24 protein-coding genes are annotated in these 25,698 nt (G+C 62.8%); 17 read left to right on the top strand and 7 right to left on the bottom strand.

All coding sequences use genetic code 11. From position 1 onward, the window contains the following. Window positions 1–65 precede the first annotated feature (65 nt). Window positions 66–443 (bottom strand): hypothetical protein, encoded by a 378-nt coding sequence (locus DDIC_RS00235; protein WP_136398580.1) that lies wholly within the window; start codon window positions 441–443, stop codon window positions 66–68. 333 nt (window positions 444–776) lie between these two features. Further along, the gene (locus DDIC_RS00230; protein WP_136398579.1) at window positions 777–1,280 is read right to left on the bottom strand and encodes a DUF721 domain-containing protein; all 504 of its coding nucleotides are present in this window, start codon (window positions 1,278–1,280) and stop codon (window positions 777–779) included. 179 nt (window positions 1,281–1,459) lie between these two features. Here DDIC_RS00230 and DDIC_RS00225 point away from each other — a divergent pair, with 179 nt between their 5' ends. The 13 genes from DDIC_RS00225 to DDIC_RS00165 all read left to right on the top strand — a co-directional run bounded on the left by DDIC_RS00225 (window position 1,460) and on the right by DDIC_RS00165 (window position 11,916). After that, a complete protein-coding gene (locus tag DDIC_RS00225; RefSeq protein WP_136398578.1) occupies window positions 1,460–2,383 on the top strand; it encodes an ArsR/SmtB family transcription factor in 924 nt (307 codons plus the stop codon). Window positions 2,384–2,459: 76 nt separating this feature from the next. Beyond that, window positions 2,460–3,881 carry an adenosylhomocysteinase gene (gene ahcY, locus DDIC_RS00220; RefSeq protein WP_136398577.1) on the top strand — a complete coding sequence of 474 codons (1,422 nt, stop codon included), beginning with the start codon at window positions 2,460–2,462 and terminating at the stop codon, window positions 3,879–3,881. A gap of 164 nt (window positions 3,882–4,045) precedes the next feature. Further along, window positions 4,046–4,516, top strand: a complete 471-nt coding sequence (rnhA, locus tag DDIC_RS00215) for a ribonuclease HI (protein ID WP_136398576.1) — start codon at window positions 4,046–4,048, stop codon at window positions 4,514–4,516. 107 nt (window positions 4,517–4,623) lie between these two features. Continuing rightward, entirely contained in the window at window positions 4,624–5,613 is a 990-nt protein-coding gene (locus DDIC_RS00210; RefSeq protein ID WP_136398575.1) for a hypothetical protein, read from the top strand. A 1-nt stretch (window position 5,614) separates the two neighbouring features. Then, entirely contained in the window at window positions 5,615–6,055 is a 441-nt protein-coding gene (locus DDIC_RS00205; RefSeq protein WP_136398574.1) for a C-GCAxxG-C-C family protein, read from the top strand. Between the two features lie 8 nt (window positions 6,056–6,063). Next, entirely contained in the window at window positions 6,064–6,366 is a 303-nt protein-coding gene (locus DDIC_RS00200) for a hypothetical protein (RefSeq protein ID WP_247647501.1), read from the top strand. 42 nt (window positions 6,367–6,408) lie between these two features. Then, window positions 6,409–7,083: a site-2 protease family protein gene (locus DDIC_RS00195; RefSeq protein WP_136398573.1), complete on the top strand. Its 675-nt coding sequence runs from the start codon at window positions 6,409–6,411 to the stop codon at window positions 7,081–7,083. 78 nt (window positions 7,084–7,161) lie between these two features. After that, entirely contained in the window at window positions 7,162–7,599 is a 438-nt protein-coding gene (gene ruvX / locus DDIC_RS00190; RefSeq protein WP_168732427.1) for a Holliday junction resolvase RuvX, read from the top strand. After that, window positions 7,596–8,666, top strand: a complete 1,071-nt coding sequence (mltG, locus tag DDIC_RS00185) for an endolytic transglycosylase MltG (protein ID WP_136398571.1) — start codon at window positions 7,596–7,598, stop codon at window positions 8,664–8,666. Before ruvX ends, mltG begins: the two co-directional genes overlap by 4 nt. Before the next feature lie 10 nt (window positions 8,667–8,676). Further along, entirely contained in the window at window positions 8,677–8,913 is a 237-nt protein-coding gene (locus DDIC_RS00180) for a hypothetical protein (protein WP_136398570.1), read from the top strand. A 51-nt stretch (window positions 8,914–8,964) separates the two neighbouring features. Further along, the gene (locus tag DDIC_RS00175) at window positions 8,965–10,749 is read left to right on the top strand and encodes a cobyrinate a,c-diamide synthase (RefSeq protein ID WP_136398569.1); all 1,785 of its coding nucleotides are present in this window, start codon (window positions 8,965–8,967) and stop codon (window positions 10,747–10,749) included. Between the two features lie 7 nt (window positions 10,750–10,756). Next, window positions 10,757–11,443: a precorrin-8X methylmutase gene (locus tag DDIC_RS00170; protein WP_136398568.1), complete on the top strand. Its 687-nt coding sequence runs from the start codon at window positions 10,757–10,759 to the stop codon at window positions 11,441–11,443. 275 nt (window positions 11,444–11,718) lie between these two features. Then, complete coding sequence (locus DDIC_RS00165; protein ID WP_136398567.1) at window positions 11,719–11,916, top strand: tautomerase family protein; 198 nt, start codon at window positions 11,719–11,721, stop codon at window positions 11,914–11,916. A 60-nt stretch (window positions 11,917–11,976) separates the two neighbouring features. Here DDIC_RS00165 and DDIC_RS00160 read toward each other — a convergent pair whose 3' ends face one another. Both DDIC_RS00160 and DDIC_RS00155 read right to left on the bottom strand, forming a co-directional pair. After that, complete coding sequence (locus DDIC_RS00160) at window positions 11,977–12,351, bottom strand: winged helix-turn-helix transcriptional regulator (protein WP_136398566.1); 375 nt, start codon at window positions 12,349–12,351, stop codon at window positions 11,977–11,979. Between the two features lie 42 nt (window positions 12,352–12,393). Beyond that, a complete protein-coding gene (locus DDIC_RS00155) occupies window positions 12,394–13,410 on the bottom strand; it encodes a hypothetical protein (RefSeq protein ID WP_211088886.1) in 1,017 nt (338 codons plus the stop codon). A gap of 147 nt (window positions 13,411–13,557) precedes the next feature. On the opposite strand from DDIC_RS00155, the gene DDIC_RS00150 reads away from it, so the two are divergent. The 4 genes from DDIC_RS00150 (at window position 13,558) to DDIC_RS00135 (ending at window position 21,119) form a co-directional block, all read left to right on the top strand. Beyond that, on the top strand, window positions 13,558–14,574 hold the full coding sequence (locus tag DDIC_RS00150; protein WP_136398565.1) for an NAD-dependent epimerase: 1,017 nt from the start codon (window positions 13,558–13,560) through the stop codon (window positions 14,572–14,574). Beyond that, window positions 14,571–16,826, top strand: a complete 2,256-nt coding sequence (locus DDIC_RS00145) for a peptidase U32 family protein (RefSeq protein WP_136398564.1) — start codon at window positions 14,571–14,573, stop codon at window positions 16,824–16,826. Before DDIC_RS00150 ends, DDIC_RS00145 begins: the two co-directional genes overlap by 4 nt. Window positions 16,827–16,930: 104 nt before the next feature. Continuing rightward, window positions 16,931–17,767: a methyltransferase domain-containing protein gene (locus DDIC_RS00140; RefSeq protein ID WP_136398563.1), complete on the top strand. Its 837-nt coding sequence runs from the start codon at window positions 16,931–16,933 to the stop codon at window positions 17,765–17,767. Between the two features lie 55 nt (window positions 17,768–17,822). Beyond that, complete coding sequence (locus DDIC_RS00135) at window positions 17,823–21,119, top strand: UvrD-helicase domain-containing protein (RefSeq protein ID WP_136398562.1); 3,297 nt, start codon at window positions 17,823–17,825, stop codon at window positions 21,117–21,119. Between the two features lie 298 nt (window positions 21,120–21,417). Here DDIC_RS00135 and DDIC_RS00130 read toward each other — a convergent pair whose 3' ends face one another. The 3 genes from DDIC_RS00130 to DDIC_RS00120 all read right to left on the bottom strand — a co-directional run bounded on the left by DDIC_RS00130 (window position 21,418) and on the right by DDIC_RS00120 (window position 25,692). Further along, window positions 21,418–21,675, bottom strand: coding sequence for a hypothetical protein (locus tag DDIC_RS00130; RefSeq protein ID WP_136398561.1), 258 nt, complete (start codon window positions 21,673–21,675; stop codon window positions 21,418–21,420). Window positions 21,676–21,805: 130 nt separating this feature from the next. Beyond that, a complete protein-coding gene (locus DDIC_RS00125; RefSeq protein ID WP_136398560.1) occupies window positions 21,806–23,245 on the bottom strand; it encodes a sigma-54-dependent transcriptional regulator in 1,440 nt (479 codons plus the stop codon). A gap of 125 nt (window positions 23,246–23,370) precedes the next feature. Next, window positions 23,371–25,692: an ATP-binding protein gene (locus tag DDIC_RS00120; protein WP_136398559.1), complete on the bottom strand. Its 2,322-nt coding sequence runs from the start codon at window positions 25,690–25,692 to the stop codon at window positions 23,371–23,373. Between the last annotated feature and the right edge of the window lie 6 nt (window positions 25,693–25,698).

The raw sequence follows: 25,698 nt of genomic DNA, 5'->3' as shown, positions 1-25,698 counted from the left end.
GGGCCGTTTCATGTGGAGGTTGCGTTTGCCCGCGCGTGAGCGCCAGCAGCGGCTATATGGAAATATCAGGCGTTGGCGGCCTTGAGCATTTCTTCAACCATGGAGAGCGAGGGAGTAGAGCCGGATTCGAGTCCGCACAGGCCACGCACGGCCAGCATAAGCATCTCAAACTGCAGGGCCATTTCGGTAACGCCGTTGTGGATAATGCACACATCGCCGCGCATGAAAAGCTTGTAGGCGTGGCGGCTGCGTTCCTGACCGCTGGAACGCACAATGTAATACACCTGCTCGTTGCTTTCGGTCACATAGAGCTTTTGGCGGGTCAGCGTGCCCTGCGATTCATCATACCATGAGCATTCTGAAAAAAGACGACCGCTAAAGGCAAAGTCGCAGCCATTGTCCTGTTTCAGACAGATGTCTTCCATGGTTTTCTGCGCGTTCATTCATTATCCTCCGCAGGGTCAGACCATCAAGCAACGGTCACAACAAATACCCAAACAACGTTGGGGAAAACTAGCACTGCAGCAGAAGAGTTGTCAATAAAGCGCAGCAAGCGAACAACAAAATCGCATGCTTAAACAGCACGTATTTTTTGTAATATACTAAATTTTTTACTTAAAAAAGATACTTTTCTTTTGCGGTTTACTCCTTTTTGTCGGCAAAGGCTGCCGCTGCGCCCATCCCTGCCCGGCCCTGCCCCTTGCGCCAACCCCGCCTGGCAGGGCGGACGCATTGCGGTTGCGGCAGAGCCGCGCGGGCGATAGCGCCAGCCAGTCTCAGCCCCGCTGGCGCACAAAGCGCGCGTAAGCCCGCGCCACCGGCGAGCTGGGGTCCATGGCTTCAAGATACAGCCCGTGGGCGTTAGGCGGTTCCGGCCTTTTTGGTCGGGGGGCGCTACCTGCAGGCGCGGCTTTACTGGCTGCGGTTTTGTCCAGACCGGCCTTGCCCATGAGCAGGGTCACCTTGATGGCAGTAAAGAATGGCTGCTCCATAAAGGCGTTGACCCTCTCAAGCATCTCGCCCGCCAGCAGGTGCAGCTCTTGCGCCAGCATGGCGTCCTCAGCCCCAATGAGCAAAAGGTCGCGGTGGTGGCCCATGGGTCGCGCCAGCGGCGCGAGCTCCGGCCCCATCACCATTGCCCAGTTGAGCCAGAGCTGCTGCAGCCGCGCGCGGGTTTCCCCCTGACCGGGGGCTGCGCCAAGCCCGGCCAGCACAGAGGCCATAACCTCCATGGCGGGTACGGGTTGCGTGTCTTTTTGACGTTTGCGAAAGGCTGCCATCACTGCTCCATAACTCCGGTCCGGGCTAACCCGGATTACCCCAGGCGCGGAATATTTATCTGTTCCGGCCAGTTTTGCCCTGCTGCCGTGAGCGCTCAACACGGGCGCGGCTTGAGCGCATTGACTATATCCAGATATATTGATACTTGTATCAATCAAATTTGATTTATAGGAAAGCCATGGCACTTTTATATTTCAAGGCCCTTTCGGACGAGACGCGCCTGCGCCTTGTGCACATCTTGCTGCATTACGAACTCTCGGTCAACGAACTGGTCAGCATCCTTGATATGGGGCAGTCGCGCGTTTCGCGCCACCTCAAGATACTTACCGAAGCGGGGTTGCTTACCTCGCGGCGGGACGGCCTGTGGGTATTTTACGCAACTCCTCACTCCGGCGAGGAACGCGAATTTTTGCGTGCCCTTACCCCCTTTGTGCATCCTGATGCGGCCATGCGCGCCGACATCAACATGGCCGCCCAGATGCTTGAGGAGCGCGCACTCAAAACCCGCCAGTTCTTTAACGCCATTGCGGAAGACTGGGACGAGCTTAACCGCGAAGTACTTGGTTCGTTTGATCTTTCTGAAGCAGTTTGCGAGGCCGTACCCGCTGGCTGCGGCACCGCAGTGGATCTTGGTTGCGGTACGGGCGCGGTGCTGGCCCGCATGCTGCCCAAGGCGCACGGCCTCATCGGCGTGGACGGCTCTGCCCGCATGCTCGAGATCTGCCGCCGCCGCTTTGCCCCAGAAGCTCTGGCCGAAGGCCGGGTATCGCTGCGCATTGGCGAACTCAGCCACTTGCCCCTGCGTGACCACGAGGCTGACTTTGCCTGCATCAACCTTGTGCTGCACCACCTCTCCGACCCGGCCGAAGGCCTGCGCGAGATACGCCGCATCATGGCCTCGGGCGGCAGGCTTTTTGTGGCCGACTTTCAGCGCCACGCTGACGAAACCATGCGTATCCGCTATGGCGACCGCTGGCTCGGCTTTGACGAACAGCAGCTCGGCGTGGACCTTGCCTCGGCGGGGTTCAGGGTTTTGCAGTGCAGGCACATGCCCGTTGACAGGGACATGACCCTGCTGTTGCTGAGCGCCGAGGCCTGTTAGCTGACACCACAAGTAGTTACTTTTTTTAGTAATATATCGCAAACGACCACAACAGAATTACGGATAGGAGACCCCCATGATCAAACCCCTTGACCTGACCCTTGACCACAAAGTGGCCGACATGTCGCTGGCAGACTTTGGCAAAAAAGAAATGCAGCTTTCCGAGCGCGAAATGCCCGGGCTCATGGAATGCATCAAAAAATACGGCCCCACCAAGCCGCTCAAGGGCCTCAAGGTTACGGGCTCGCTGCACATGACCATCCAGACGGCCATGCTCATCAAGACCCTGCACGCCCTTGGCGCGGACATCCGCTGGGCATCGTGCAACATTTTTTCCACCCAGGACCACGCCGCCGCCGCCATTGCCGAAATGGGCTTGGCCAAGGTTTTTGCCTGGAAGGGCGAAAATCTTGAAGATTACTGGTGGTGCACCGAGATGGCCCTCACCTGGCCCGACGGCAGCGGACCCGACCTTATTGTGGACGACGGCGGCGACGCCACCCTGCTCATCCACAAAGGCGTGGAGGCCGAAGCCAACCCCGCCATCCTTGACCAGCCGACCGACAACAAGGAATTTCAGTGCATCCTTGACCGCCTCAAGCTGCGACTCAAAGAAGACCCGCAGCACTGGCACAAGGTTGCAGCCAAGGTAAAGGGTGTATCGGAAGAAACCACCACCGGCGTGCACCGACTCTATCAGCTTGAAGCGGCCGGAACGCTGCTGTTCCCCGCCATCAACGTCAACGACTCGGTCACCAAGTCCAAGTTCGACAACCTGTACGGCTGCCGCGAGTCGCTGGCCGACGGCATCAAGCGCGCCACCGACATCATGGTGGCTGGCAAGGTAGTTGTGGTTGTGGGCTACGGCGACGTGGGCAAGGGCTGCGCCCAGTCCATGCGCGGCTTTGGCGCGCGCGTGCTTGTGACGGAAATCGACCCCATCTGCGCACTGCAGGCCGCCATGGAGGGCTTTGAAGTCACTACGGTCGAAAACGCCCTGCCTCAGGGCGACATCTACGTGACCTGCACCGGCAACTACCACGTTATCACCGCCGCGCACATGGAAGGAATGAAGGACGAGGCCATTGTCTGCAACATCGGCCACTTCGACAGCGAGATCGAGATGTCCTATCTCGAAAACACCCCCGGCATCACCCGCCTGAACATCAAGCCGCAGGTGGACAAATGGACACTCAAGTCCGGCCGCAGCATCATCGTGCTGGCCGAGGGCCGTCTGGTCAACCTTGGCTGCGCCACGGGGCACGCCAGCTTTGTCATGTCCAACAGCTTTACCAACCAGACCCTGGCTCAGCTCAAGCTGGCTTCTGAAAAGCTTGGAAAAAAAGTGTACACCCTGCCCAAGGAGCTGGACGAAGAAGTTGCCCGCCTGCACCTTGCCCGCCTGGGCGTCAAGCTGACCAAGCTTACCCCCGAACAGGCCGACTACATCGGCGTAAAGGTCGAGGGCCCCTACAAGCCCAACCTCTACCGCTACTAGACCAACAGGTACAAACTCAAAAGGCCGGGGCTTGATATGCCCCGGCCTTTTTTAGTTGAGAAGCGGGTTGCCTTCTCACTGGGCGCATTGCCCAGCGGTGCGTTGCCGTGTATGCTGTCTCCTCGCCGAAACAGCTTCGGCGGGAACAAGCGCAAAGGACGCCAATGCAAAAAGTGACCATTCATACCGACGGCTCGTGCCTGGGCAACCCCGGCCCCGGAGGCTGGGCAGCAGTGCTCAAACTTGACGGGCAGGATTACCGCAAGGAATTTGCCGGAGGCTACAAGCTTACCACCAACAACCGCATGGAAATTCTGGCGGTGGTGGAGGCTCTGGGCCAGCTGCAAAACCCCTGCGAGGTTGAGCTGTACACCGACTCCAAGTACGTGTGCGACAGTGTGGAAAAACGCTGGGTATGGGGCTGGCAAAAAAAAGGCTGGATCAAGAGCGACAAAAAGCCCGCCCTCAATGTCGACCTGTGGCAGCGGCTGCTGCCCATGCTTTCCACACACAAAGTACGCATGCACTGGCTCAAGGGGCATGCCGGGCATCCGGAAAACGAGCGTTGCGACGTACTGGCCCGCGCCGAGGCCAGCCGCAGGGATCTGCCCCCCGACACAGGCTATAAGCCTTAGGCCTGACAAGGCCCGCCACTTTGCCCTTGCGGGGCTGCCCGCAGGGGCGCGCACCCCCCAGCTTTTGCCAATTTCCGTTTTTCAGGCCAGTTGCCGACATAACCAGTATGACACCAACCACCCCCGACACCGCACTTTCGCTCGCCGCACTCTGGCATTCACTTGGCTGGCCGTTGGTCCGCCTGCTCATGGGGCTGGCTGTTGGCCTTCTGGTGGCAAACCTGCTCGAGGCGCTGCGCTGGACGCGCCATCTGGCGCGCCTTGCCGCACCTCTGGCCCGCGCCGCCCATCTGCGCGACGTGGCCGGGGCCAGCTTTTCACTGGCCTTTGTGTCGCCTGCCGCCGCCAACGGACTTTTGTCCGACAGCCACAACCTGGGCGAGCTCTCCAGCAACGAGCTGATGCTGGCAAACCTTTTCAACAGCCTGCCCGCCTATCTTGTGCATACGCCCACCATCTTTCTGCTCACATGGCCTGTGCTGGGTACTCCGGCCCTTGTGTATGTGGCCCTGACCCTTGTGGCCGCCGTAGGGCGCACGGGCTTTACAGTTGTGCTTTCGCGCTGGCTGCTGCCCTCGCCGCCGCACGGCTGCATCGCCTGCCAGAGCCTCAAGGAGCAGGACACCTCGTGGGCCGACGCCCTACGCAAGGCCTGGCGGCGCTTTTTGCGCCGTCTGCCCAAGCTCGTCTACTTCACCGCGCCCATATATGTGCTTATGTTCCTTTTGCAGCGCTACGGATACTTTGCGCTGGCCGAGGCATGGCTGGCCGACCACATGGGCTGGCTGTCGTTTTTGAAACCCCAGGCCATGGGCATCATTGTGCTGCATCTGGCCGCGGAGCTTGGGGCCGCCCTCGGCGCGGCGGGCAGCGTGCTGCAGACTGGCGGGCTTTCGCCGCGCGACGTGGTGCTGGCCCTTATGGTGGGCAATATCCTTTCCACCCCCATGCGCGCCATACGGCACCAGTTTCCGTCGTACGCCGGTTTTTTTCGCCCGGCGCTGGCCCTGCGGCTTATTTTGGCCAACCAGGGTCTACGAGCCGCCAGCATGACCGTGGTTACCCTTGCCTATTATTTTTGCACAAAGGACATGTAGGATGAACGGGCTGCCTGAACTGGACGAAGTACAGGAAAATTTCAACATGGGCATTATCTGCGCCCAGCAGGTGCTGACCCACTTTGCCGACCGACTTGGCCTGCCGGAAGAAACCGCCCTGCGCGTGGCCTCCGCCTTTGGTTCAGGCATGGGGCGGGCAGAAGTGTGCGGCTGCGTCTCCGGCTCGCTCATGGTGCTGGGCATGCTGCACGGGCCAAACGGCCCCTGCGCCCGCCCGCAAAAAGAAGCCTTTTACGCCCGGCGCGACGCCTTTACCGAAGCCTTTGCCAAGGCGCACGGCAGCCTGCTGTGCCGGGGCGTGCTGGGCCACGACCTTACAACGCCTGAAGGAATGGCCGCCGCGCGTAAGGGCAACCTGTTCATAAAAACCTGTTCCCCCCTGGTTTGCGCCACCTGCGCGCTGCTGGAAGAATACCTGTAGGAGCATCCATGACCGATACCGCCACTCCGGCCAGCCCGGCCGCTGTCAACGAATCCACCCCTGCGGCGCAAGATCCGCGCGTCCATGTGGTCAAGCCCGAGCACACCGGCGCGCGCGTAGCCGTGCTGCTGCAGCCGGAAGAAAAGCACCTCTCCCTGCCCCGCCCCAAAACCTCGCGCCAGCTGCTTGAGGCCTTGGGTCTTGCGGAAGAAACCGCCCTCGTGGCCCGCGACGGGCAGCTGCTGACCCCTGACCGCCGTATCTGGCCCGAAGACAATCTGCTGGTGCGCAAGGTGGCCTCGTCCGGCTAGGCCGACCTTGCCGCGCCAAGAGGAAAATGGTAACCGCAACATATGCTGAACCTAGATATATCTCAGGTGCTGAGCACCCTGGCTGTGGCCGCTGTTCCAGCATTTCTGGGCATCATCCTGCATGAGGTGGCCCACGGCTGGGCAGCCTCGCGCTGCGGCGACCCGACCGCCAAGTTTATGGGTCGCCTGACCCTTAACCCCCTGCCGCATATTGATCCCATGGGCCTGCTGGCCTTTGTGCTCACGAGCCTTTCCGGCTCCTTTGTCTTTGGCTGGGCAAAGCCCGTGCCGGTAGATCCCCGCAACTTCCGCAATCCCGCAAAGGATATGATGCTGGTAGCTCTTGCCGGGCCGCTGACAAACTTTATTCTGGCAACGCTTTTTGGCCTTTTGCTGTGGGTGGTGATCCTCCTCTTTCCCCCGCAGCAATGGCTGCAGAGTTCAAGCTACGTGTTTGCGCTCAAGACCATCCAGTCCGGCGTAATCATTAATTTTGGTCTGGGCTGGCTGAATCTGATCCCCATTCCTCCGCTGGACGGCAGCAAGGTTGTGGCCTATTTTTTGCCTGCAACTACCGCATATCGTTACCTGAGTATCGAGCGTTACGGATTTGTCATTCTTTTGTTGTTGCTGTTTACCGGGGCGCTGGGCCTGGTGCTGGGGCCGCTGGTCAGCGGCAGCGCCGTGGGCCTGTTGTCGCTGTTGGGCATCATTTAGGCTGCTCACACCCGCTCAGACAGATATTGCGGACGGTTACCGTTCAACACGCGCAACTTGCGCAGCATGAGGCTTGCAGTGAAATTCGTTGGCGTAGACTACGGCCTGGCCCGCACCGGGCTTGCCGTATCCGACCCGGAGGGACGGTTGGCCTTTCCTCTCGAGACCCTGCGGCTTGCGGACTTTGCCGACCGCAAGGTCTTTCTGGCCGCGCTGGCGGAGCGCATCATGCAGGCTGGCGCAGAGGCGGTGGTGATGGGCCTGCCGCTCACGCTTGATGGCGAGGAAAGCCTGACCACGCGCCAGATACGCAATGTCACCGAACGCCTCAAGCGCAGGGTGCCGCTGCCTTTTTTCTTTATGATGGAAGCGCTGAGCTCTGCGGAAGCATGGTCGGACCTGCGCGAGGCGGGGCTCAAACTGAGCAAACGCAAGGCTGTGCTTGACCAGCAGGCCGCCGTGCGCATCCTTTCCTCCTTTCTTTCGCTGGCGCCCCAGGAGCGGAGACAAGCATGAAAATACTGTTGCGCGCGCTTGGGCTGCTGTTGTTGCTGGCCCTGGCAGGCGGAGGATGGGTGGCCTACGAGGCGCACACCTTCCTTACCACTGCGCCCGAAACACCGGGCCGCGATGTTTTTTTTGACGTCCCCACGGGGGCGCGCCTGGCGCAGGTGAGCGCCGGGCTTGCCAAGCTGGGCGTTGTTACCGACGCGCGCAAGCTTGACCTTTTGGCCCGCTACAAAAAATGGGAAAACCGCCTGCAGGCTGGCCGCTTTGCCCTCAATACCGGCTGGCTGCCCGAAAAAGTGCTGGATGAACTGGTCAACGGGCACCCGGTGCTGTACCGCGTCACCATTCCCGAAGGGCTTTCTTGGTGGCAGACGGGGCGCCTGCTGGAAGAAGCGGGGCTTGTGGTTTTTGAAGATTTTCGCAAGGTTTTGACAGATCCGGACTTTTTGCGTCACTACGGCATCCCCTTTGCCACGGCTGAGGGCTTTTTGATGCCCGACACCTATCTGCTCAAGAAAAACGAAACCGTCGATCTTGCCCAGGCACGGGCCGTTGCCGGACGCATGGTGGACAACTTCTGGCGCAAGACGGCCCAGGTCTGGCCCGACGGCAAAAAACCGGGACCGGCCCAGGCCGACCAGCTCAAGACCTGGATTATCCTTGCCTCCATTGTGGAAAAGGAAACCGCCATAGATGCGGAGCGCGCCCGCGTGGCCGGGGTGTACCAAAACCGCATGGACAAGGGCATGCTGCTGCAGGCAGACCCCACTGTCATTTACGGCCTTGGCCCGGCCTTTGACGGCAACCTGCGCCGCCGCGACCTGGACGATGCCAACAACCTGTACAACACCTATCAGCGCCCCGGTCTGCCGCCCGGCCCGATATGCTCGTTCGGGGCAGCCGCCCTTAGCGCAGCCGTGCATCCAGAGGCGCACAACTATCTGTATTTTGTGGCTAAATACGATGGTGGGGAACACGTCTTTTCCACCAACCTCAACGACCACAACAAGGCCGTGCGGCAATATCTGCAAAACCGCCGCAGTGCCAAGCCCACCGCGCCCGACGCGCGCTGAGGAGGCTCCTGTGAAGTACCTCATCGTTGAAGATTTTTCCGGCCAGGCCGTGCCCTTTATCTTTCCCCGTCGCGTGGATCACAGCGACATGCGCGAGCAGTTGCCTTACAGCCGCGTGGTTTCAGCCGGTTTTGTGGAGCTGGGGCCCGATGGCTTTGCCTGCACCGGCGGCAACCCCGAGCTGCAGCTCAAGGCCCGACCGCAGGAAGACGCGGCCATCATTGCCGAGGCGCTGCGGCAGCGCTGACCGCGCCAGCCGCAAGGCCACACCCCACCTGCCGCCGCACGGAGCGCTCACATGCCCAAGCCGCAGCCGAGCATACCCGGCCTTGTCATAGGCGGCACGGGCAGCAATTCCGGCAAGACAACTCTTACGCTGGCCCTGCTCTGCGCTCTGCACAAACGGGGTCTTGCGGCGCGGGCGGCCAAGACCGGGCCGGACTATATCGACGCTGCCTTTCACGCCGACCTTACCGGCCAGCCTGCCGCAAACCTCGATACATGGATGTGCCGTGAATCCGCGCCGTCGCCCGGCTCGCAGTCCCTACGCGCCAGCGGCGGCCTGCCCAAAGGATTGCTGCGCGTTTTTGAACGCATGCGCCTGCCTGATCGGCAGACGGCAGGCGTCCTGACCACTGCCGCGCCTTGCCCGCCAGATCTGCTGGTGGTGGAAGGAGCCATGGGTATTTTTGACGGCGGGCACAATGGGGCGGGCAGCACGGCCCATCTGGGTTCGCTGCTGGGCCTCCCCATCCTGCTGGTGCTCAACGCGGGAGGCATGGGCCAGTCGGTGACCGCCATGGCTGAGGGTTTTTTGCACCACCGGCCAGCCTGGGCCAAGGGACGGGCACTACGCTTTTTGGGCATGGTCTGCACCCATGTGGGCAGCGCCCGGCACGCCGACCTGCTGCGGCAATCGCTGGCCCCGCTGGGCAAAAGCGAGGGAGTGCCGCTGCTGGGCCTTTTGCCCCGACAGGGAGCGCCCGCGCTGGCCGCGCGTCACCTGGGGCTGGTGGAGGCGCACGAGGCACTGCCCGCCGTGGACCGGCAAGCTCTGGCCCAATGGGCCGAAGACCACTGCGACCTTGACCTGCTGCTCCGCCTTGCAGGGGTACGCTCGTCCTTGCACCCGGCCAGCATGGCTGCCCGCATGGAAGCTCCCGCGCAGGGGCAAACCCCTGCGGGTGCAACCCCGGCATGCCTCAGGCCAGACTGCGCCGCGCAGCCGGCAGACGAGCCAGAAAACAGACGCGACACCCCGCACGGGCACAAGTGCACTGTTGACTCCGACAGCAGGCAAGGCCCTGCGCAAGCCATGGAGTCTGAATCAGCAGCAATGCCGCTGCCAGCAAGCCGTTTTTTCGTCGCTGCTGCAACCGCCTGCCGGGGCAGAAGCAAACTGGTGGTGGGGCTGGCCTGGGACGAAGCCTTCAGTTTTTGCTACGCGGACCTGCCCGCAGTGCTGCGCGAACTCAGGGCAGAGGTGGTCGCCTTTTCGCCGTTGCGCGACGCCGCCCCTCCCACGCAGTGCAGCGGCCTGTACTTTCCCGGCGGCTATCCAGAGCTGCACGCGGCGGGCCTTACGGCCAACACGCCCATGCGCGAGGCCCTGCACCGGCTTGCGGCCCAGGGCATGCCCATGTACGGCGAATGCGGGGGCTACATGTACCTTATGCGCTCGCTGCAGCTGAACGGACGGCAGTACGCCATGAGCGGCCTCTTGCCGCGCAGCTGCGCCCTGGGGGCAACCAGGGCCGCTCTTGGGTACCGGGCGGCGACGGCCGCGCCGGGGTTTTTACCGAGCGCGCGGGCAAACGCCCAAGGCAACACCTCCGGCAACCGCCCCTTGTGGGTGCGCGGGCACGAATTTCATTACGCGCAGGAGCAGAACGACCCCCTGCCGCCCCAATGCAGCCCCCTGTGGAAGCTGTACGACAGCCAGGGCCTTTTTTTACGCGATGACGGCTGCCGCCTTGGCTCTGTGGCCGGGGCATGGCTGCACTGCTACCCGGAAGGCTCCCGCCGCTTCTGGCGTGCATGGCTGGGCCTCTGCGCGGCATACAACAAAGATCAACGCTCGTAAGGACGCCATGACATCCCGCACCCCCATCACGACAGAGCTTGACCCGGCCTGCACACCGGCAGAGATAGAAAACCGTTCTTTTGCCATCATAGATGCCGAAATTCCCCAACCGCGCACCTTTGAGGGCCCTCTGTGGCAGGTGGCCCGCCGCTGCGTCCATACCCTCGGCGATACGGATATTGTGGCGGATCTGCGCCTCTCCGCTACTGGGATGGAGGCTGGCGTGAACGCCCTGCTGGCGGGCTGTACGGTGTACACCGACACCCGCATGGCCGCTGCGGGGCTGCCCATGCGTCGCCTTGAACCGCTGGGCGTCACGGTAACGCCGCTTATGGCCCTGCCCGGCCTTGCGGAGCTTGCGCGCCGCCGGGGCACCACGCGCTCCCGCGCCGGGCTTGAGAGCATTGCGCAAAACATGGGCGGCAACATCGTTGTTATCGGCAACGCTCCCACTGCCCTGCTGGGGCTGCTGGAAGTGCTGGCGCAGGGCGCGCAGCCCCCGGCTCTGATTGTGGGCATGCCCGTGGGCTTTGTGAACGCCGCCCAGTCAAAGGAGCTGCTGCGGCAAAGCCCGTGGCCGCACTTTACCCTGCTGGGCCGCAAGGGCGGCTCAGCCGTGGCCGCCGCCTGCATCAACGCCCTGGCAGATATGGCGCTGGCCAGGCGCGGCCTTACGCAGGTCGCGGCGTTGTGAACACACCGCTTGCAAGCGCCCTCTCCAATATTTGACAGGCTATCCGCACAAAAGGCTGCGACGCCGACAACGCAAGACGGCCTGACCAAAGCAGCCAGTCCCTCCGCCCCGTTCAGCCAGGTAAAAAGGTTCAGGCTGGGTTGCGCTCCGGGTGCCCTTGCTATTTTTTTAATAGCGCGCTATTTAATCCATAGCGATCGCGGCAAACACCCATACGCGCCCGCAGCCTCGCCGTTTGGCATGAGGCGCAGACGCAGACAACAAGGAGAAACCCCATGCCTGTCATTACCATAGCTCTGCACAGCACCACTGAAGAAGTGAAAAGGAATCTGATTGAAGGCCTGACCGCTGCCGCCGTGGCGGCAACGCAGGTTCCGCAGGAAAAATTTGTGGTATTTGTCGAGGAATACGGCACCGATGCCATCGGCCTTGGCGGCCGCACGCTCAAGGCGATCAAGGCAGCGCAGCAATAGGCTGCGCACGGTCTGTCGGCCTGAAGCCCGCAAGCAGAACAGCAAACCCCGGGGGAGGCGCTAGGCAAGCCTCTTGCTGAGCAGTTCGCTCCAGCGTTCAGCTTCCTCCGGGGCCACTTCCATGGCCCAGGCAATGGCCCAGGTTCCAAACGGTTCAAGCAAACGGCCCAATTCAACCCCCATATCCGTCAGGGCATAGCCCTCGTCGGTGGCGCACACCAGCCGGGCCTCGCGCAGTTCTTTAAGACGGCTGTTGAGCACCGCCGGGGATATGGATTCGCACACCGCCTGCAAGCCCCTGAAAGTGGCAGGCCCCCTGCGCAGCTGCCAGATAACGCCCATGGCCCAGCGCTTGCCCAAAAGGTCAAAAAGCGCCATAAGCGGCACGCCGCTTCGCGAGCCGCGGACAGGTGTGCCTGGTTTGGGTATGCTCATTTTTTGCCCCAGGTTATCCGACCCGATCGGTATTCTGTCAGTTTAGCCCTGCTGGCCGGGCTTTTGCGCCTGATCGGCGGCGTCCCCGGCTGCGGCTTTACGGCCCGCCCCGTCCGGGCTTGCCGCATCGTCCAAATGCGTCTGGTCGTCCGAAGGGGCCGCGCCAGCCGCTGGCGTGGCGGCATCGGGGCTGATGATCTCCGCATCGGTCACATCGTCGTCGTGCCCGGCAGGAGCGCTGCAACCTGCGCCATTGCCCGACGCGTTGCGGGCATCCAGCACCGGCGGCAGGGCCTTGGCCTCCACCACCTGCCCGCCAAGGGCCAGGCGCTGCATTTCGTTTTGCGGCAGGGGTATGCAGCCTTTGTCTACCAGCACAATGCCCGTGCGCTCCAGCACTTCGCGCCGATACTCATATTCCTGCTGCATGCGGTGGTGCCGGTAAACAAACCAGCGGTGCACCAGATAGCACATGGCGATAAGCGCGGCCAGACTGCCCGCGATCCAGGGGATATAGTCGGTCAGGGCGCCGCCCAGCCGCACAATGGCCGAAAAAGCCCCGTCCACAAAAAACAGCCCAGCGCCCAGCAGCATGATGCCCAGCAACAGGGCCACAGTCGGCGCATTGCGGATAATGGCGTAAAACCGGCGCAGACGTTCGGGAACCTGATCGTCGTCCGCTCCGTGCCCTGCGCCGCCCTGAGCGTCTGCCTGCTGGGCGTCCTCCCTGCCGAGGTAGCGCGAAACATACGTGCCCGAAAGGTGCACTATCAGCATCAGCCCCACAGGCGCGAGCACGGCGGCCACGGCCCAGCCCAACCAGGGAAAGCGCGCCAGCGGCGGCCCGCCGGGCACTTCCGGCGCGGAGTGCATGACGCCGTAAAAAAATGAGATGCCGCCTACCACCAGTTCCACAAAAAATATGGCGACCATAAGATATATGAGCGCATCCTTGTACGGACCGGCGTACCAGGCGGCGCTACCGGCGCTGCGGCTTTTGCCCGCTGCTGCGGCGGGCTGCCCCTGCGCTTCGGTGCTGTTTTTCTCTGCTTTCTGCATTCGTTACCTCGGTTCCCAAAACATACGATGCGCCGCTTTTTCCCGCAAGCCCCACGACCCCGAAACAAGGATTTCACGCCTTCGCGCCGCCCTTGCCCAGAAGGCGCATCTGGCTTACCTTGCCTGCATGCACTCTGGGAGGTTCTCATGCATGTTCTTGTGACCGGCGCGGCGGGTTTTATAGGCTACCATCTTTGCAGGCGGCTTTTGGCCGACGGGCACAGCGTTGTGGGCGTTGATAATTGCAACGACTATTACGATGTGCAACTAAAAAAAGACCGTCTGGCCCAACTTGCCGCCATGCCCGAAGCTCACCGGTTCCGGTTTGAGCATCTGGACCTGGCCGACGGCCCGGCGATGGCCGCCCTGTTTGCCCGCGAGGGTTTTACCCATGTGGTCAACCTTGCGGCGCAGGCCGGCGTGCGCTACAGCCTGCAGAACCCGGAATCGTACCTTAACGCAAACCTGCTGGGCTTTGGGCATATACTTGAAGGCTGCCGCCAAAACAAGGTCGGCCACCTGCTTTTTGCCTCATCGTCCTCTGTTTACGGCATGAACACGGCCCGGCCCTACAGCGTGCAGCACAACGTCGATCACCCGGTGAGCCTGTACGCCGCCACCAAAAAAAGCAACGAACTCATGGCCCACGCCTACAGCCATCTGTTCCGCATTCCCTGCACGGGCCTGCGCTTTTTTACGGTTTACGGCCCCTGGGGCAGGCCCGACATGGCCCTGCACCTGTTTACCACCGCCATTGTGCACGGCAAACCCATCAAGGTTTTTAACGAGGGGCGCATGCGCCGCGACTTTACCTATATCGACGACATCATCGAAGGCGTGGTGCGCCTGCTGCCGCTGGCCCCGCAGGCCGACCCCGACTTTGACCCCGAAAACCCCAACCCCGCCAGCAGCTCCGCGCCCTGGCGCATTTACAACATCGGCAACAACAATACGGTGGAACTCAACGACTTTATCAGCGCTCTTGAAGACGCCTTGGGCATGAAGGCCAGCAAGGAACTGCTGCCCATGCAACCGGGCGACGTTGAGTCCACCTGGGCCAATATTGACGACCTCACCGCCGCCACCGGCTTTGCCCCGTCCACGCCGCTCAGCGAGGGTATAGCCCGCTTTGTGGCCTGGTACAAAGAGTATTATAAAATATGAACGACACATTTTCCCCCTCTGCGGACAACGCAACCCTGACCGCACCCACGCCCGCCCGGCCCGAAATTCTGGCTCCGGCGGGCGACGCGCCTTCATTTCTGGCTGCGCTTGCCGCCGGGGCCGATGCCATCTATCTGGGCCTCAAGCATTTTTCGGCCCGCATGCAGGCAGAAAATTTTGGCCTAACCGAGCTTTCGCGCCTTACCGATCTGGCCCATGCCGAAAACGCTCGCGTCTATGTGGCCATGAATACCCTCATAAAGCCGGGCGAGACCTCGCAGTCATACCGGCTGGCGGCCCGCCTTGCCCGTCAGGTACGCCCCGACGGGCTTATCGTGCAGGATCTGGCCATGCTTGATCTTGCCCGTCAGGCAGGTTTTGAGGGCGGCCTTTTTCTTTCGACCCTGGCCAACCTCACCCACCCCGAAAGCCTGTTGCAGGCCAAAAAACTTGGCGCAAACCGCGTTATCCTGCCGCGCGAGCTTTCCATTGACGAGATACGCACCATGGGCGAGGCCTGCCCCGAAGGCCTTGACCTCGAGTGCTTTGTGCACGGCGCGTTGTGCTACTGCGTTTCCGGCCGCTGCTACTGGTCGAGCTACATGGGCGGCAAAAGCGGTCTGCGCGGGCGTTGCGTGCAGCCCTGCCGCCGCGTGTACCGTCAGGGCGGCCCTGCGGCCATTGCCCTGATCCGCAATGCGGAACGCGAGGAGCAGGACCGCCTGCGCAGCGAACAGTCGCGCATGGACATTGCCCGCAAAAACCGTACCGGGCGCGACGGACGCGATGGACGCGGCAGGCCCGACGACCGGGACAAATCCGACGACCGCAGAAACGAATCGTTTGACGCGCCCCGACGCCAGACCACGCGCGGACAGGTGCGCGGCAAGGAGCACAACGGGCGCTGGTTCTCCTGCCTTGACCTTTCGCTGGATGTGCTGGCCAAAACCCTGATGAACATCCCGCATCTGGTGTCGTGGAAGATCGAAGGCCGCAAAAAAGGCCCGCACTACGTGTACCATGTGGTGACAGCCTACCGCATGCTGCGCGACAACCCCGGCGACGCCCAGGCCCGCAAGACTGCGGAAGAAATACTGCAGATGGCTCTGGGGCGGCCCGTGACCCGCGCGCGCTTTTTGCCGCAAAAGGATCACACCATCCCCATCGCGCCGGACGGCCAGACCAGCTCCGGCCTGCTGGCGGGCAAGATACGCATCGAGCCCGAAGGCGGCGTGACGCTCAAGCCCTTTTTTGAGCTGTTGCCGCAGGACTACCTGCGCGTGGGCGTGGAGGACGAGCGCTGGCACGCCACCCTGCCCGTAACCCGGCGCATCCCCAAGGGCGGCAGCCTTGCCCTGCGCCTGCCCAAGCACAAGACGCCCAAGGCAGGCACGCCGGTTTTTCTTATTGACCGGCGTGAACCGGAGCTTATGCGCATCATCAAGAGCTGGCAGGCACGCCTTGAGGCCATGCCCTCGCGCCCCAGCAAACCGGTAGAAACCGACCCGCGTCTGCCCAAGCCCATCAAGGCCAAGCCCCGGCCAGACGTGTACGTGCGCTCAAGCGTGCCCCACGGCAAGGAGACCCGCACAAGCCGCAGCCAGTTGCAGGGCCTCTGGCTATCGGCGCGCAGCGCGGAGCTCTCGCGCACGGTGGCCCCGCGCATGTGCTGGTGGCTACCGCCTGTTATCTGGCCGGATGAAGAGGAAACCCTGCGCCGTTCCATAGGCAGGCTGTGGCGCGACGGCGCACGGCATTTTGTCTGCAACGCGCCGTGGCAGCGAGGCCTTTTCCCCGAGCAGCTGGACGAAAACGCCGACCTGCTGGCAGGGCCGTTCTGCAATGCGGCCAATGCCTCAGCCCTTGGCGTGCTGGCGCAAATGGGCTTTGCAGGTGCATTTGTGAGCCCCGAGCTGGCGCAGGAAGACATGCTCGCCCTGCCCGCGCAAAGCCCCCTGCCGCTGGGCGCGGTGCTTTCCGGCTACTGGCCCGTGGGCATCAGCCGTTTTGGCCTGCTGGGCGTCAAGCCCAACGAGCCCTTCCTCAGCCCCATGGGCGAACCCTTCTGGGCGCGGCAGTACGGCGGCAATATCTGGATTTATCCTGGCTGGCCGCTGGACATCACCAGCAAACGGCAGGAGCTCTCGGCGGCTGGATACGGCTTTTTTGCGCATATGCAGGAAAACCCGCCCGCCTCTGTGCCCGACATGCGGCGCAAAAGCCTGTTCAACTGGGAGGGGGCGCTGCTGTAGCCCCCATGCAGGCCGCCCGGCGGCATGCACAGCACGACATATCACGGGCCGCCAGCAGGGATACCATTTCTGTCGGCGGCCCTTTCTCCTGCGCAGGAAACGCCATGGACACCCAAGCCACCATCCACAAAGCCCGTGCGCTTTTCCCGCGCGGGCTTCAGCAGCCGCAAGGCAGCTTGCGCTTTGGCGCGGACGCTCTGCTGCTGGCGGCTTTTGCCGCACGGCAGGTGGAAGGCCTAAGCCCGGCCCGGCGCAACGCCCTTGCCGCTGCGGAGCTTGGCTGCGGCTGCGGGGCGGCCCTGCTGGGGCTGGCCCTGCGTTGCGACACGCTCAAAGGCCTTGGGCTGGACAGGGAAGCGCCCCTTGTGCAGGCCGCTACTGCCAATGCGCAGCTTCTTGGCCTTGCGGACAGGCTGCACTTTGCCCAGGCCGACCTGGCTGACCTGCGCCAGCTTGGGCGGCTGCCCGAGCCCGCCGGCGGCAAGCCCGCCAGCTTTGACCTGGTACTGGCAAACCCGCCCTATGACGTGGCGGGCCGTCCCTCGCCTAGCCGGATGCGCGAGCGGGCCCTGCGCGCAGCGCAGGGAGAGAGTGCGCGCAAGAACACTGGGGCTGATGCGCCTGAGGTCTCGCTGACGGTGTTTTGCCGCGCCGCCGCAAACCTGCTGCGGCATCTGGGATATTTTTGCTGTATTTACGACGCTGCAGCACTGCCCCGGCTGTGCGCCGCCCTGGATGACGCGGGGCTTGGCCTGCGCGGCATTGTGCCCGTGCGGGCCTACGCCTCAAGGCCCGCCATGCGCGTTCTTGCGCTGGCCCGCAAAAATGCGGCGCACCAGTGCGTGCTTGAAGCGCCCCTGACGCTGCACAGCGCGCAGACCGCAACCGACGGTGCCCACTGGTCCGCGCGGGCGCTGCGATTTTGCCCCTGGCTGGCTTAACGGGCCGCCTTTGCCGCGGCACGACATTTTATACACCACCACCGCAGGGTGAACCATGAATTTTATAGCTGATCTGCACATCCATTCCCGGTTTTCGCGCGCCACAAGCAAGGCGCTCAATCCCCGTCATCTGGCCGCCTGGGCGCGTTGCAAGGGCATCAACGTACTGGGCACGGGCGACTTTACCCACCCCCAGTGGCGGGCGGAACTGGCGGAACAGCTCGTGCTCGACGAGAATTCCGGCCTCTACCGTCTGGCGGTGGAGCCGGAAACGCTGGACTTCATGGACCCGACGGCAAGCCCCGGCTTGCGTGCGTCCGAAGCTCCGCTGTTCATGCTGCAGACCGAGATCAGCTCCATCTACAAGCGCGGCGGTCAGGTGCGCAAGGTCCACAACCTCGTGTTTGTTCCCACGCTTGAGGATGCGGAGCGGCTTTCGCTGCGCCTGGCCCAGATAGGCAACCTCAACGCCGACGGACGGCCCATTCTGGGGCTGGACTCTCGCGATCTGCTTGAAATCATGCTGGAATGCGCGCCCGGTTCGGTGATGATTCCTGCCCATGTGTGGACGCCCTGGTTTGCGCTTTTTGGTTCCAAATCCGGCTTTGACAGGCTGGAGGACTGCTACGGCGACCTTTCGGAGCACATCTTTGCTCTTGAGACCGGCCTGTCGTCCGACCCGGCCATGAACCGCCTTATCAGCAGGCTTGACGGGTACGCCCTCGTATCCAACTCGGACGCGCATTCCGGGCCCAACCTGGGGCGCGAGGCCAATCTTTTTGCGGGTCAGCCGAGCTATGCGGGCGTGTTTGCGGCCTTGCGCGCTTCTGCCCGGCGAGAGGACCAGAGCGGCCTCGACTGCCGTTTTTTGGGCACAATGGAATTCTACCCCGACGAAGGCAAGTACCACCTCGATGGACACCGCGCCTGCAACGTGGTGCTGGAACCCAAAGATTCGCTGGCCCTTGGCAATATCTGCCCCGTCTGCGGCAAACCGCTGACCGTGGGCGTGCTGCACCGCGTGCTTGAGCTGGCCGACCGCGACACCCCGGCGCAGCTCCTGCACGAGCCCGAGGTGCGCCCGCTGATACCGCTGGCCGAGGTGGTGGGCGAAATTCTGGGTGTCGGCCCCTCCTCGCGCCGGGTGCAGGAACGCTACAGCCGTCTTTTGCGTGAGCTTGGGCCGGAGCTGGATATTCTCTGCCGTCTGCCGGAGGCCGACATCCGCGCCCACTGGGAACCGCTGGGCGAGGCCGTGGCCCGCATGCGGCGCGGGCAGGTCTACCGTCAGGGCGGCTATGACGGCGAGTACGGCATTGTGCGGGTTTTTGCCCCAGAGGAGCTGGCAGACGCGCGCGGAGCACTGCCGGGTGTAAAAGCTCCGGCCAGGCGTGGACGCAAAAAGGCCGGTGCAGCAGCGGACGACGCATCCGCTCAAGGTTCGGTACGGGTACGCCGCGCGTCTCTGCCCCTTGCGGACGGAACGGTGGATGCCGCCAATTTATTGGCTGTGCGGGCCGCCGCCAAACCGGACTGCCCGGCGCGGGTGTTTGCCTATTCCGCCGAGCAGCAGGCGGCCCTTACCAGCGGCCCCGCGCCAGTGCTTGTGCTGGCTGGCCCCGGCGCGGGCAAAACCCGCGTACTGGTGGGACGCCTGCAGTGGCTGGCCGGGCAAGGCGTGGACATGCGCAGGGTGCTGGCCGTCACCTTTACCCGGCGTGCCGCTGACGAGCTGCGCGAGAGATTGAGCGGAGCTTTTTGGGCAGCGGATCAAAGCACCCTGCCGCAGTGCGACACCCTGCACGGCATGGCCTGGGCCGCCATGCGCGAGACCTGCGAAGGCATCCCCCCGCTGCTGCTGGGCGAGGATGCCGCGCTCAACCTGTTTCGGCTGGCAAACCCCGCGCTGGAAGCCCGCGAGGCCCGCGACCTGTGGGATCAACTGGCCTTGGCCCGCGAGCGGGCAAGCCTTGCCGACGCACAGACCAACAGCCCGCTGGCCCGTGCCGCAACCAACTATGCGGCCCGCAAAAACGCTGGCCAACGCTATGTGGACTATGCCGACCTGCTGGACTGGTGGCTTGCGCACGCCCGCGCTCAGGCCGCAAACCCTCTGGACGCAAACGCCCGCCCCCTGCATGTGCTTGTGGACGAGGTGCAGGATCTCTCCGCTGTGCAGCTCGCCATTGTACGCGCCCTGCTGCCCGCGGACGGCACGGGTTTTTTTGGCATCGGCGACCCTGATCAGGCAATTTACGGCTTTCGCGGCGTTACGGGGCAAAGCGAAGCCAGTCTGCGCGCCTGTTGGCCGGGCCTCGACGTGCACAGGCTCGGGCAGAGCTTTCGCTCCAGCCAGAGCGTGCTGGACATGGCCCGCAGCCTTTTGCTCCAAAAGGGGCAGTGCGGCCCGTTGCAGGCTGCGCAGCAGCTCACGGCCGACCTGAGGCTTTTTTCCGCCCCTGACGAGCATGCCGAAGCCCGCTGGGTTGCCGAGCGCGTGCGGCGTCTGCTTGGTGCCACCGCCCACACGCTCATGGACAGGCAAGACCCGGACGACCTGCACGGCCTGGCCGGAACCCTTGCACCCGGCGATGTTGCGGTTCTGGTGCGCCTCAAGGCGCAGATCGCCCCCTTGCGCGCTGCCCTTGAACAGGCGGGCATCCCATGCGCAGCGCCATCGCAGGATGCTTTTTGGCAGGATCCCGCTTGCGCCCGCCTGCTGGACATGCTGGCGGTAGCTTGCGGTTTTGCGCAATTTTTTGCCGAATCGCAGGATCAGACCTACCGCCTGCCAGAACACTGGGCAGCCCAGACCATGCCTGCGCCCGAGGGTATGGTTGCATGGCTTGCAAGCCAGCCCTGGGCGGGGGAACTCTTTACCAGCGGGCACAGCTGGCGGCAATTGTGCCGGGTATGGAAGCAGAGCGGCAGCTGGCCTGCATTCTTTGAGCAGCTGGCCTGGCTACGCGAGGCCGAACTTGTGCGCGGAAAAGCCGAGCACGTGCAAATTTTGACCTTGCACGCCTCCAAGGGGCTTGAATTTCAGGCGGTATTTATTCCTGGGCTGGAAGACGGCCTGCTACCGTTGCGGCGCGAGCGGCTCTTCCCCACAGAGGGGACATCCTGCGGGGAAAGCCAACAAAACGAAGCTGAGGAGCGTCGGCTGCTCTATGTGGGCCTGACGCGTGCCGCCCGTGCGCTGTTTCTCAGCCACTGCGCCCAGCGCAGCCTTTATGGCCGCACGCTGCAGCTGCAGCCTTCGCCCTTTATAGGCCAGATACGCGAATTTTGCCGACACAGCGCCCTTGCCGAGCACACCCGCAAGGCGCAAAAGCAGATCAGCCTTTTTTAGCGGCCGTGGGCCAAAAACAAAAAAACGCCAAGGGCGCTTGCGAATGCTGGGACAAAAAAGAGCGCGGGCTTTGCCGGGGAGCAGGCCACCACGCGGCGCGGTCTTTAACAGATGGATATTTGCATTGGCGCGCGGGACACGCAGGCTGCCGACCAGTGCAGTCAACTGATGGACAGACAAAAGCTGCGTCGCGCCTGCGGGCGCAACAGCGTGCACGCACCGGACTTTCCGGTTTGGCAGGCGCCATATCCGGCAACAAACGCTAAGGGATGCACCACCTGGGCGATGCGGCGGGAGGCTATTCTTCCAGCCAGGAGTCGTCTTCAAGCACCTTGTAGCCCCGCACGGTGAGGTACATAACGCCGTCGGCCTCTTCCATCAGGCCCGAGACCTCGACGGGCACGCTGACTTCATCGTCCAGATCAACCCCGGCGCCGCGCGGCATAATGCGGTACTCCACATCATCCTGCACAACCGCAACACGGGCCTGGCGCGGGTCCACAGAGCGCGGCACTGCCGCAACATAGCCTCTGACAGTAATGGGACTCTTGTTCATAATCTCTAACATTGCCTTTCAATGCCGGTTTTTCTCGCCTATAGCTCCTTTTATTTTTTGACGCAAGCATCCTTGGGCAAATGTCGTGTTTTTCTGCCTTGCTGCGCCCACCCGAGACAAAAACACCCTGCTACAACCCAATTTTTTTCATCAGTTCATACCAGTGTCCGCGTGAAATACCTGCAACTTCCGCAGCCTTGCGCACGTCCTCGCCGCTCATATCCCACACCTGCCGCACGTAGGCTTTTTCCGCTTGCGATTTCCATTCTCGCAGGCTGGGCTGCGTATTGTCGGCCCCAGCTGACAGCGTATGCCCTGCGGCCCCGTTTGCGACGGGCGTGGCATCCGTAGCCAGCAGCATTTCGTTTGCCCGCTCTGGTTCAGCGAGCCCCTGCCGCAGACGACGACGCACGCTGGCGACCCTCATGCGGGTGGGCAGATGCGCGGGCAGCAGCAGATCACTTTTGCCCGCCGCCAGACAGGCGCGCTCAAGGCAGTGGTTCAGCTCGCGCACATTGCCGGGCCAGGCGTATTCCAGCAGCATATTCAGGGCTTCGTTGGAGAGACTTTTTTCAGGCTGGTCGCTGGCAAGACAAAAACGGGCTATGCCCTGCCGGGCGAGAGCCGGTATTTCGTCCAGCCTTTCACGCAGAGGAGGGATGACAATGGTTATGCCCTGCAACCGGTACAGCAGGTCTGCCCGAAAGTTGTTTTCCCTGGCCATTTGCTCCAGGTTTTTATTGGTGGCCGCCACCAGCCTGAAGTCGCTGCTCACCTCGCGCACCTCGCCCACAGGCCGAAAGCGGCGCTGCTCCAGCGCACGCAAAAACACCCCCTGCATGGGCTGCGGCAAGTCGCCCACCTCGTCAAGAAACAGCGTGCCCTTGTCGGCAGCCAGCAGCAAGCCGTCCCGCGCCCTGTCGGCGCCAGTAAAGGCCCCCCGGCTGTGGCCAAACAAATGGCTCTCCACCAAGGTTTCGGGCAGCGAGGCGCAGTCTACCGTTATAAAGGGCTTGGCGGCACGCCCGCTGTTGCGAAACAGCGCCCGCGCAAACAACTCCTTGCCTACGCCTGTTTCACCCAGCAAAAGTACGTTTACTTCGCTTTTTGCCGCCTGCGCCAGCAACTTGAGCGCGCGGCTCATGCCAGGCCCGGCCCCCAGAACATGGCCGCTGTCCACCACCAGCGATTCCGCCGCTGGAGAGCGGTTTTGCCTGAACTGCAGCACCTGCCGCAGACACTGCTCGATGTCGCGCATCTGCAGGGGTTTGGTCAAAAACTCCCACGCGCCAGAGCGCAGCGCGGCCTCGGCATTGTCGCCGTCGCCGTTGCCCGTAATGACCACCACATCGGGGCCGCCGGGCAGATGCGCAAAATCTGCCTGATATTCCAGACCATTGCCGTCAGGAAGCCAGACGTCAAGCAGCACCACGTCCACTGGCTCCACCGCCATGCGCAGGGCGTCCTGAATGCAGCCTGCCAGCAGCGTCTCGTGCCCCATACGGTTGCAAACCACCTGCACCATGGTGCGCATGAGACCTTCGTCATCCACCACGAGGACTCTGGCCATCTGCTCCCCTCCCCATATCCGCGCAGGCGCTGCGCGGGGTTTACCGCCGCAAGTTGTTCTGTTGTCGCCTGCAGCGCCGCGGGGCGCTGTTTGCACACCGCGACCGGCCGCAGGGCGTGGCCCTGTTATTTCGCCGCGTCGGCGGCGAGCGCCTGCCTGGCCTCAAGTATGGCCTGCCTGAGCGTTTGCGCGGCTGGCGCAATGCTGTCGCCTGACGCGCTCTCAGCCGCGCTGGCTGCCGCTCGCAGCTGATCAAGCCGCATGATGCCCGCCGAATTTTTACAGGCATGCGCCGTGCGGCGCACCTGCTCGGCATTACCGTCGGCAAGGGCCGCGTCCAGTGCGGCGAGCCGCTCTGTCAGCTCGTGCGCCAGCACATCCACAAGGTTTTGCAGTACAGCCTCGTCATTGTCGAGGTCTGCAAGCGCCGCGTTGCGGTTCCATACCACGTTACCACTTTGAATGGCTTCATCTCGCTGCAATGCAGAACTATTCACAGCGCCATTGTTTATTGCGTTTTTGTCGTCCGCAGGCTGCGAGGCAGGCCCGTGCCGGGCATAATCCCTTTCTGCGACAATTCTTTCCAGCTGGCTGCGCAATTGCTCAAAACTCAGTGGCTTCAAAAATACGCCATCCGCCCCCAGCTTTCTGCAGGTCTGCACAAATTCGCTGCTGCTGGTAGCAGTATAGATGACGGCAAGCATTTGACGTTGGGCCAGGGTTTCGCCCTGGCGAATGGCGCTCAGTACTTCCAGGCCGCTCAAGCCGGGCAACCGGCTGTCGAGGATGACCATATCCCACGGCCCCTGCCTTGGATCGGCAAGTGTTTGCAGCGCGCTTTCACCGCTTGCGACGGCCAGCGGTTCGGCCCCCATGCCCAGCAGCATCTGCCTGAGGGCGTAGGCAATGGACGTGGTGTCCTCGGCCACCAGCACTTTTTTGCCCTGCAGGGGCGCGCGTTGATTCTGCCCTGCGGCGTCTTCCTGCCTGTCCGCCTCGCTGTTCTGACTTTGGGTGCACTGCTGCAGCAGAACCTCCAGCGTAAAACAGGCTCCCTGCCCGGGGCGTGAGACCAGATGCACATCCCCGCCCATGAGCCTTGCCAGCGTACGCGCGATGTTCAGGCCCAGGCCTGTGCCTGGCGTGTGGGCGCTGTCGCGCCCCCGCTGAAAGCTCTCGAACACGCGGGCCTGATCCTCCTGTGCGAGGCCAGGGCCGGTATCCGTCACTGCTATGGCCAGCCGCAGCTGCGCGGGGGTATTTTCAATGCCTGTCGCAAACACCCGTACAGAGCCTGTCTGCGTAAATTTCACCGCATTGCTGATGATATTGCCGAGCGCCTGTCGCAGGCGAAAACTGTCGCCCACGGCGCAGGTGGGCAGGTTTTTGTCCAGCCCCAGCGTAAGAGTTATTGATTTGTTTTCCGAGATGGGCCGGTAGAGCTCCACGCAGTCGGCCAGGCACTGACGCAGGTTGAACGGAGCCGCCTGCAGGGACGGCGCGCCCTGCTCAAGCGCAGCGTGGTCCATGATGTCGCCTACCATTTCGTGCAGGGCCTCAGCAGCCTGTACCAGATAATTGAGGGCGCGGTTGCGCTCCTGCTCGGGCAGATTCTTTTTTTGGGCCAGCTCGCTCATGCCCACTATGGCCGTGAGGGGCGTACGCATGTCGTGGCTCAGGTGCCCCATAAATGCGCTCTTCATGCGGCTGGCTTCTTCGGCCAGCCAGCGCCTGCGCGTGAGGTTGAGGGTGATGCCGCCAATGGCGAGGACGCCAGTAACGGCAAGCAACCCGTACAACAGGCGCATGTTGTGACGCTGTTTTTCCAGGCTTTTCTGAAACTGGGTCGCGTCCTGGCTCACGCTGATGGCGCCCAGCACATCCCCCACCTTTCTGCCAGCATGGCAGCGCAGGCAGCTTTGCTGGGCCATGAGCACGCTCAAGAGCCGCAGGCTTTGCCCGTCGCCCTGCCGGGGCGGCGTAAAGACTTCGGGTGTTTCGTCGGCGCAACGGGCCAATGCTGAGCGCTCCCAGACATCGGCCATATTTTCGGGCCGCAGCGGGGCGTTGCTGATGATGCTGATGCTCACGCCTTCGCGCGAGCTGCGTTCCGCCAGCTGGCGGCTCATATAGGCGGGGTTGACCAGCACAAGGCTGCGGCCATCCTGGGTTTTGACCGTGCGCTCCGACTCGGGCAGCCACGGGTTGGGCTGGCCGTACTCGCTTTGCGCCACATAGACGCCGCCGTGTGCGGCATTCCAGTTTCTGGCGTCCATTAATTGCTGCGCCATCGTTGAGAGTCGTGTATGCTCAAGTTCAAGACTGTGTTCGGCATTGACCTGCACGGCCTGTCTGTACAGCACCCCGGTCAGCACAAGCCAGGCAAGACTGGCCGCAATGGCCAGCCACGGCATTTTTTTTGACTTCTTTAATGATTCGCGCAGCATTGCTTA

This window comes from Desulfovibrio desulfuricans (assembly GCF_004801255.1).
Taxonomy (GTDB): Bacteria; Desulfobacterota; Desulfovibrionia; order Desulfovibrionales; family Desulfovibrionaceae; genus Desulfovibrio; species Desulfovibrio desulfuricans_C.
The sequence above is the reverse complement of the archived record's forward strand: the minus strand, read 5'-3'. Positions and strand labels throughout refer to the sequence as shown.

Coding starts and splice junctions, on each gene's coding strand:
- DDIC_RS00150 (WP_136398565.1), top strand. CDS start 13,558: ATGCATGTTCTTGTGACCGGCGCGGCGGGTTTTATAGGCTACCATCTT.
- DDIC_RS00170 (WP_136398568.1), top strand. CDS start 10,757: ATGACATCCCGCACCCCCATCACGACAGAGCTTGACCCGGCCTGCACA.
- DDIC_RS00210 (WP_136398575.1), top strand. CDS start 4,624: ATGACACCAACCACCCCCGACACCGCACTTTCGCTCGCCGCACTCTGG.
- ahcY (WP_136398577.1), top strand. CDS start 2,460: ATGATCAAACCCCTTGACCTGACCCTTGACCACAAAGTGGCCGACATG.
- rnhA (WP_136398576.1), top strand. CDS start 4,046: ATGCAAAAAGTGACCATTCATACCGACGGCTCGTGCCTGGGCAACCCC.
- DDIC_RS00205 (WP_136398574.1), top strand. CDS start 5,615: ATGAACGGGCTGCCTGAACTGGACGAAGTACAGGAAAATTTCAACATG.
- DDIC_RS00125 (WP_136398560.1), bottom strand. CDS start 23,245: ATGGCCAGAGTCCTCGTGGTGGATGACGAAGGTCTCATGCGCACCATG.
- DDIC_RS00230 (WP_136398579.1), bottom strand. CDS start 1,280: ATGGCAGCCTTTCGCAAACGTCAAAAAGACACGCAACCCGTACCCGCC.
- DDIC_RS00175 (WP_136398569.1), top strand. CDS start 8,965: ATGCCCAAGCCGCAGCCGAGCATACCCGGCCTTGTCATAGGCGGCACG.
- mltG (WP_136398571.1), top strand. CDS start 7,596: ATGAAAATACTGTTGCGCGCGCTTGGGCTGCTGTTGTTGCTGGCCCTG.
- DDIC_RS00145 (WP_136398564.1), top strand. CDS start 14,571: ATGAACGACACATTTTCCCCCTCTGCGGACAACGCAACCCTGACCGCA.
- DDIC_RS00140 (WP_136398563.1), top strand. CDS start 16,931: ATGGACACCCAAGCCACCATCCACAAAGCCCGTGCGCTTTTCCCGCGC.
- DDIC_RS00195 (WP_136398573.1), top strand. CDS start 6,409: ATGCTGAACCTAGATATATCTCAGGTGCTGAGCACCCTGGCTGTGGCC.
- DDIC_RS00130 (WP_136398561.1), bottom strand. CDS start 21,675: ATGAACAAGAGTCCCATTACTGTCAGAGGCTATGTTGCGGCAGTGCCG.
- DDIC_RS00120 (WP_136398559.1), bottom strand. CDS start 25,692: ATGCTGCGCGAATCATTAAAGAAGTCAAAAAAAATGCCGTGGCTGGCC.
- DDIC_RS00235 (WP_136398580.1), bottom strand. CDS start 443: ATGAACGCGCAGAAAACCATGGAAGACATCTGTCTGAAACAGGACAAT.
- DDIC_RS00225 (WP_136398578.1), top strand. CDS start 1,460: ATGGCACTTTTATATTTCAAGGCCCTTTCGGACGAGACGCGCCTGCGC.
- DDIC_RS00135 (WP_136398562.1), top strand. CDS start 17,823: ATGAATTTTATAGCTGATCTGCACATCCATTCCCGGTTTTCGCGCGCC.
- DDIC_RS00165 (WP_136398567.1), top strand. CDS start 11,719: ATGCCTGTCATTACCATAGCTCTGCACAGCACCACTGAAGAAGTGAAA.
- DDIC_RS00160 (WP_136398566.1), bottom strand. CDS start 12,351: ATGAGCATACCCAAACCAGGCACACCTGTCCGCGGCTCGCGAAGCGGC.
- DDIC_RS00155 (WP_211088886.1), bottom strand. CDS start 13,410: ATGCAGAAAGCAGAGAAAAACAGCACCGAAGCGCAGGGGCAGCCCGCC.
- DDIC_RS00200 (WP_247647501.1), top strand. CDS start 6,064: ATGACCGATACCGCCACTCCGGCCAGCCCGGCCGCTGTCAACGAATCC.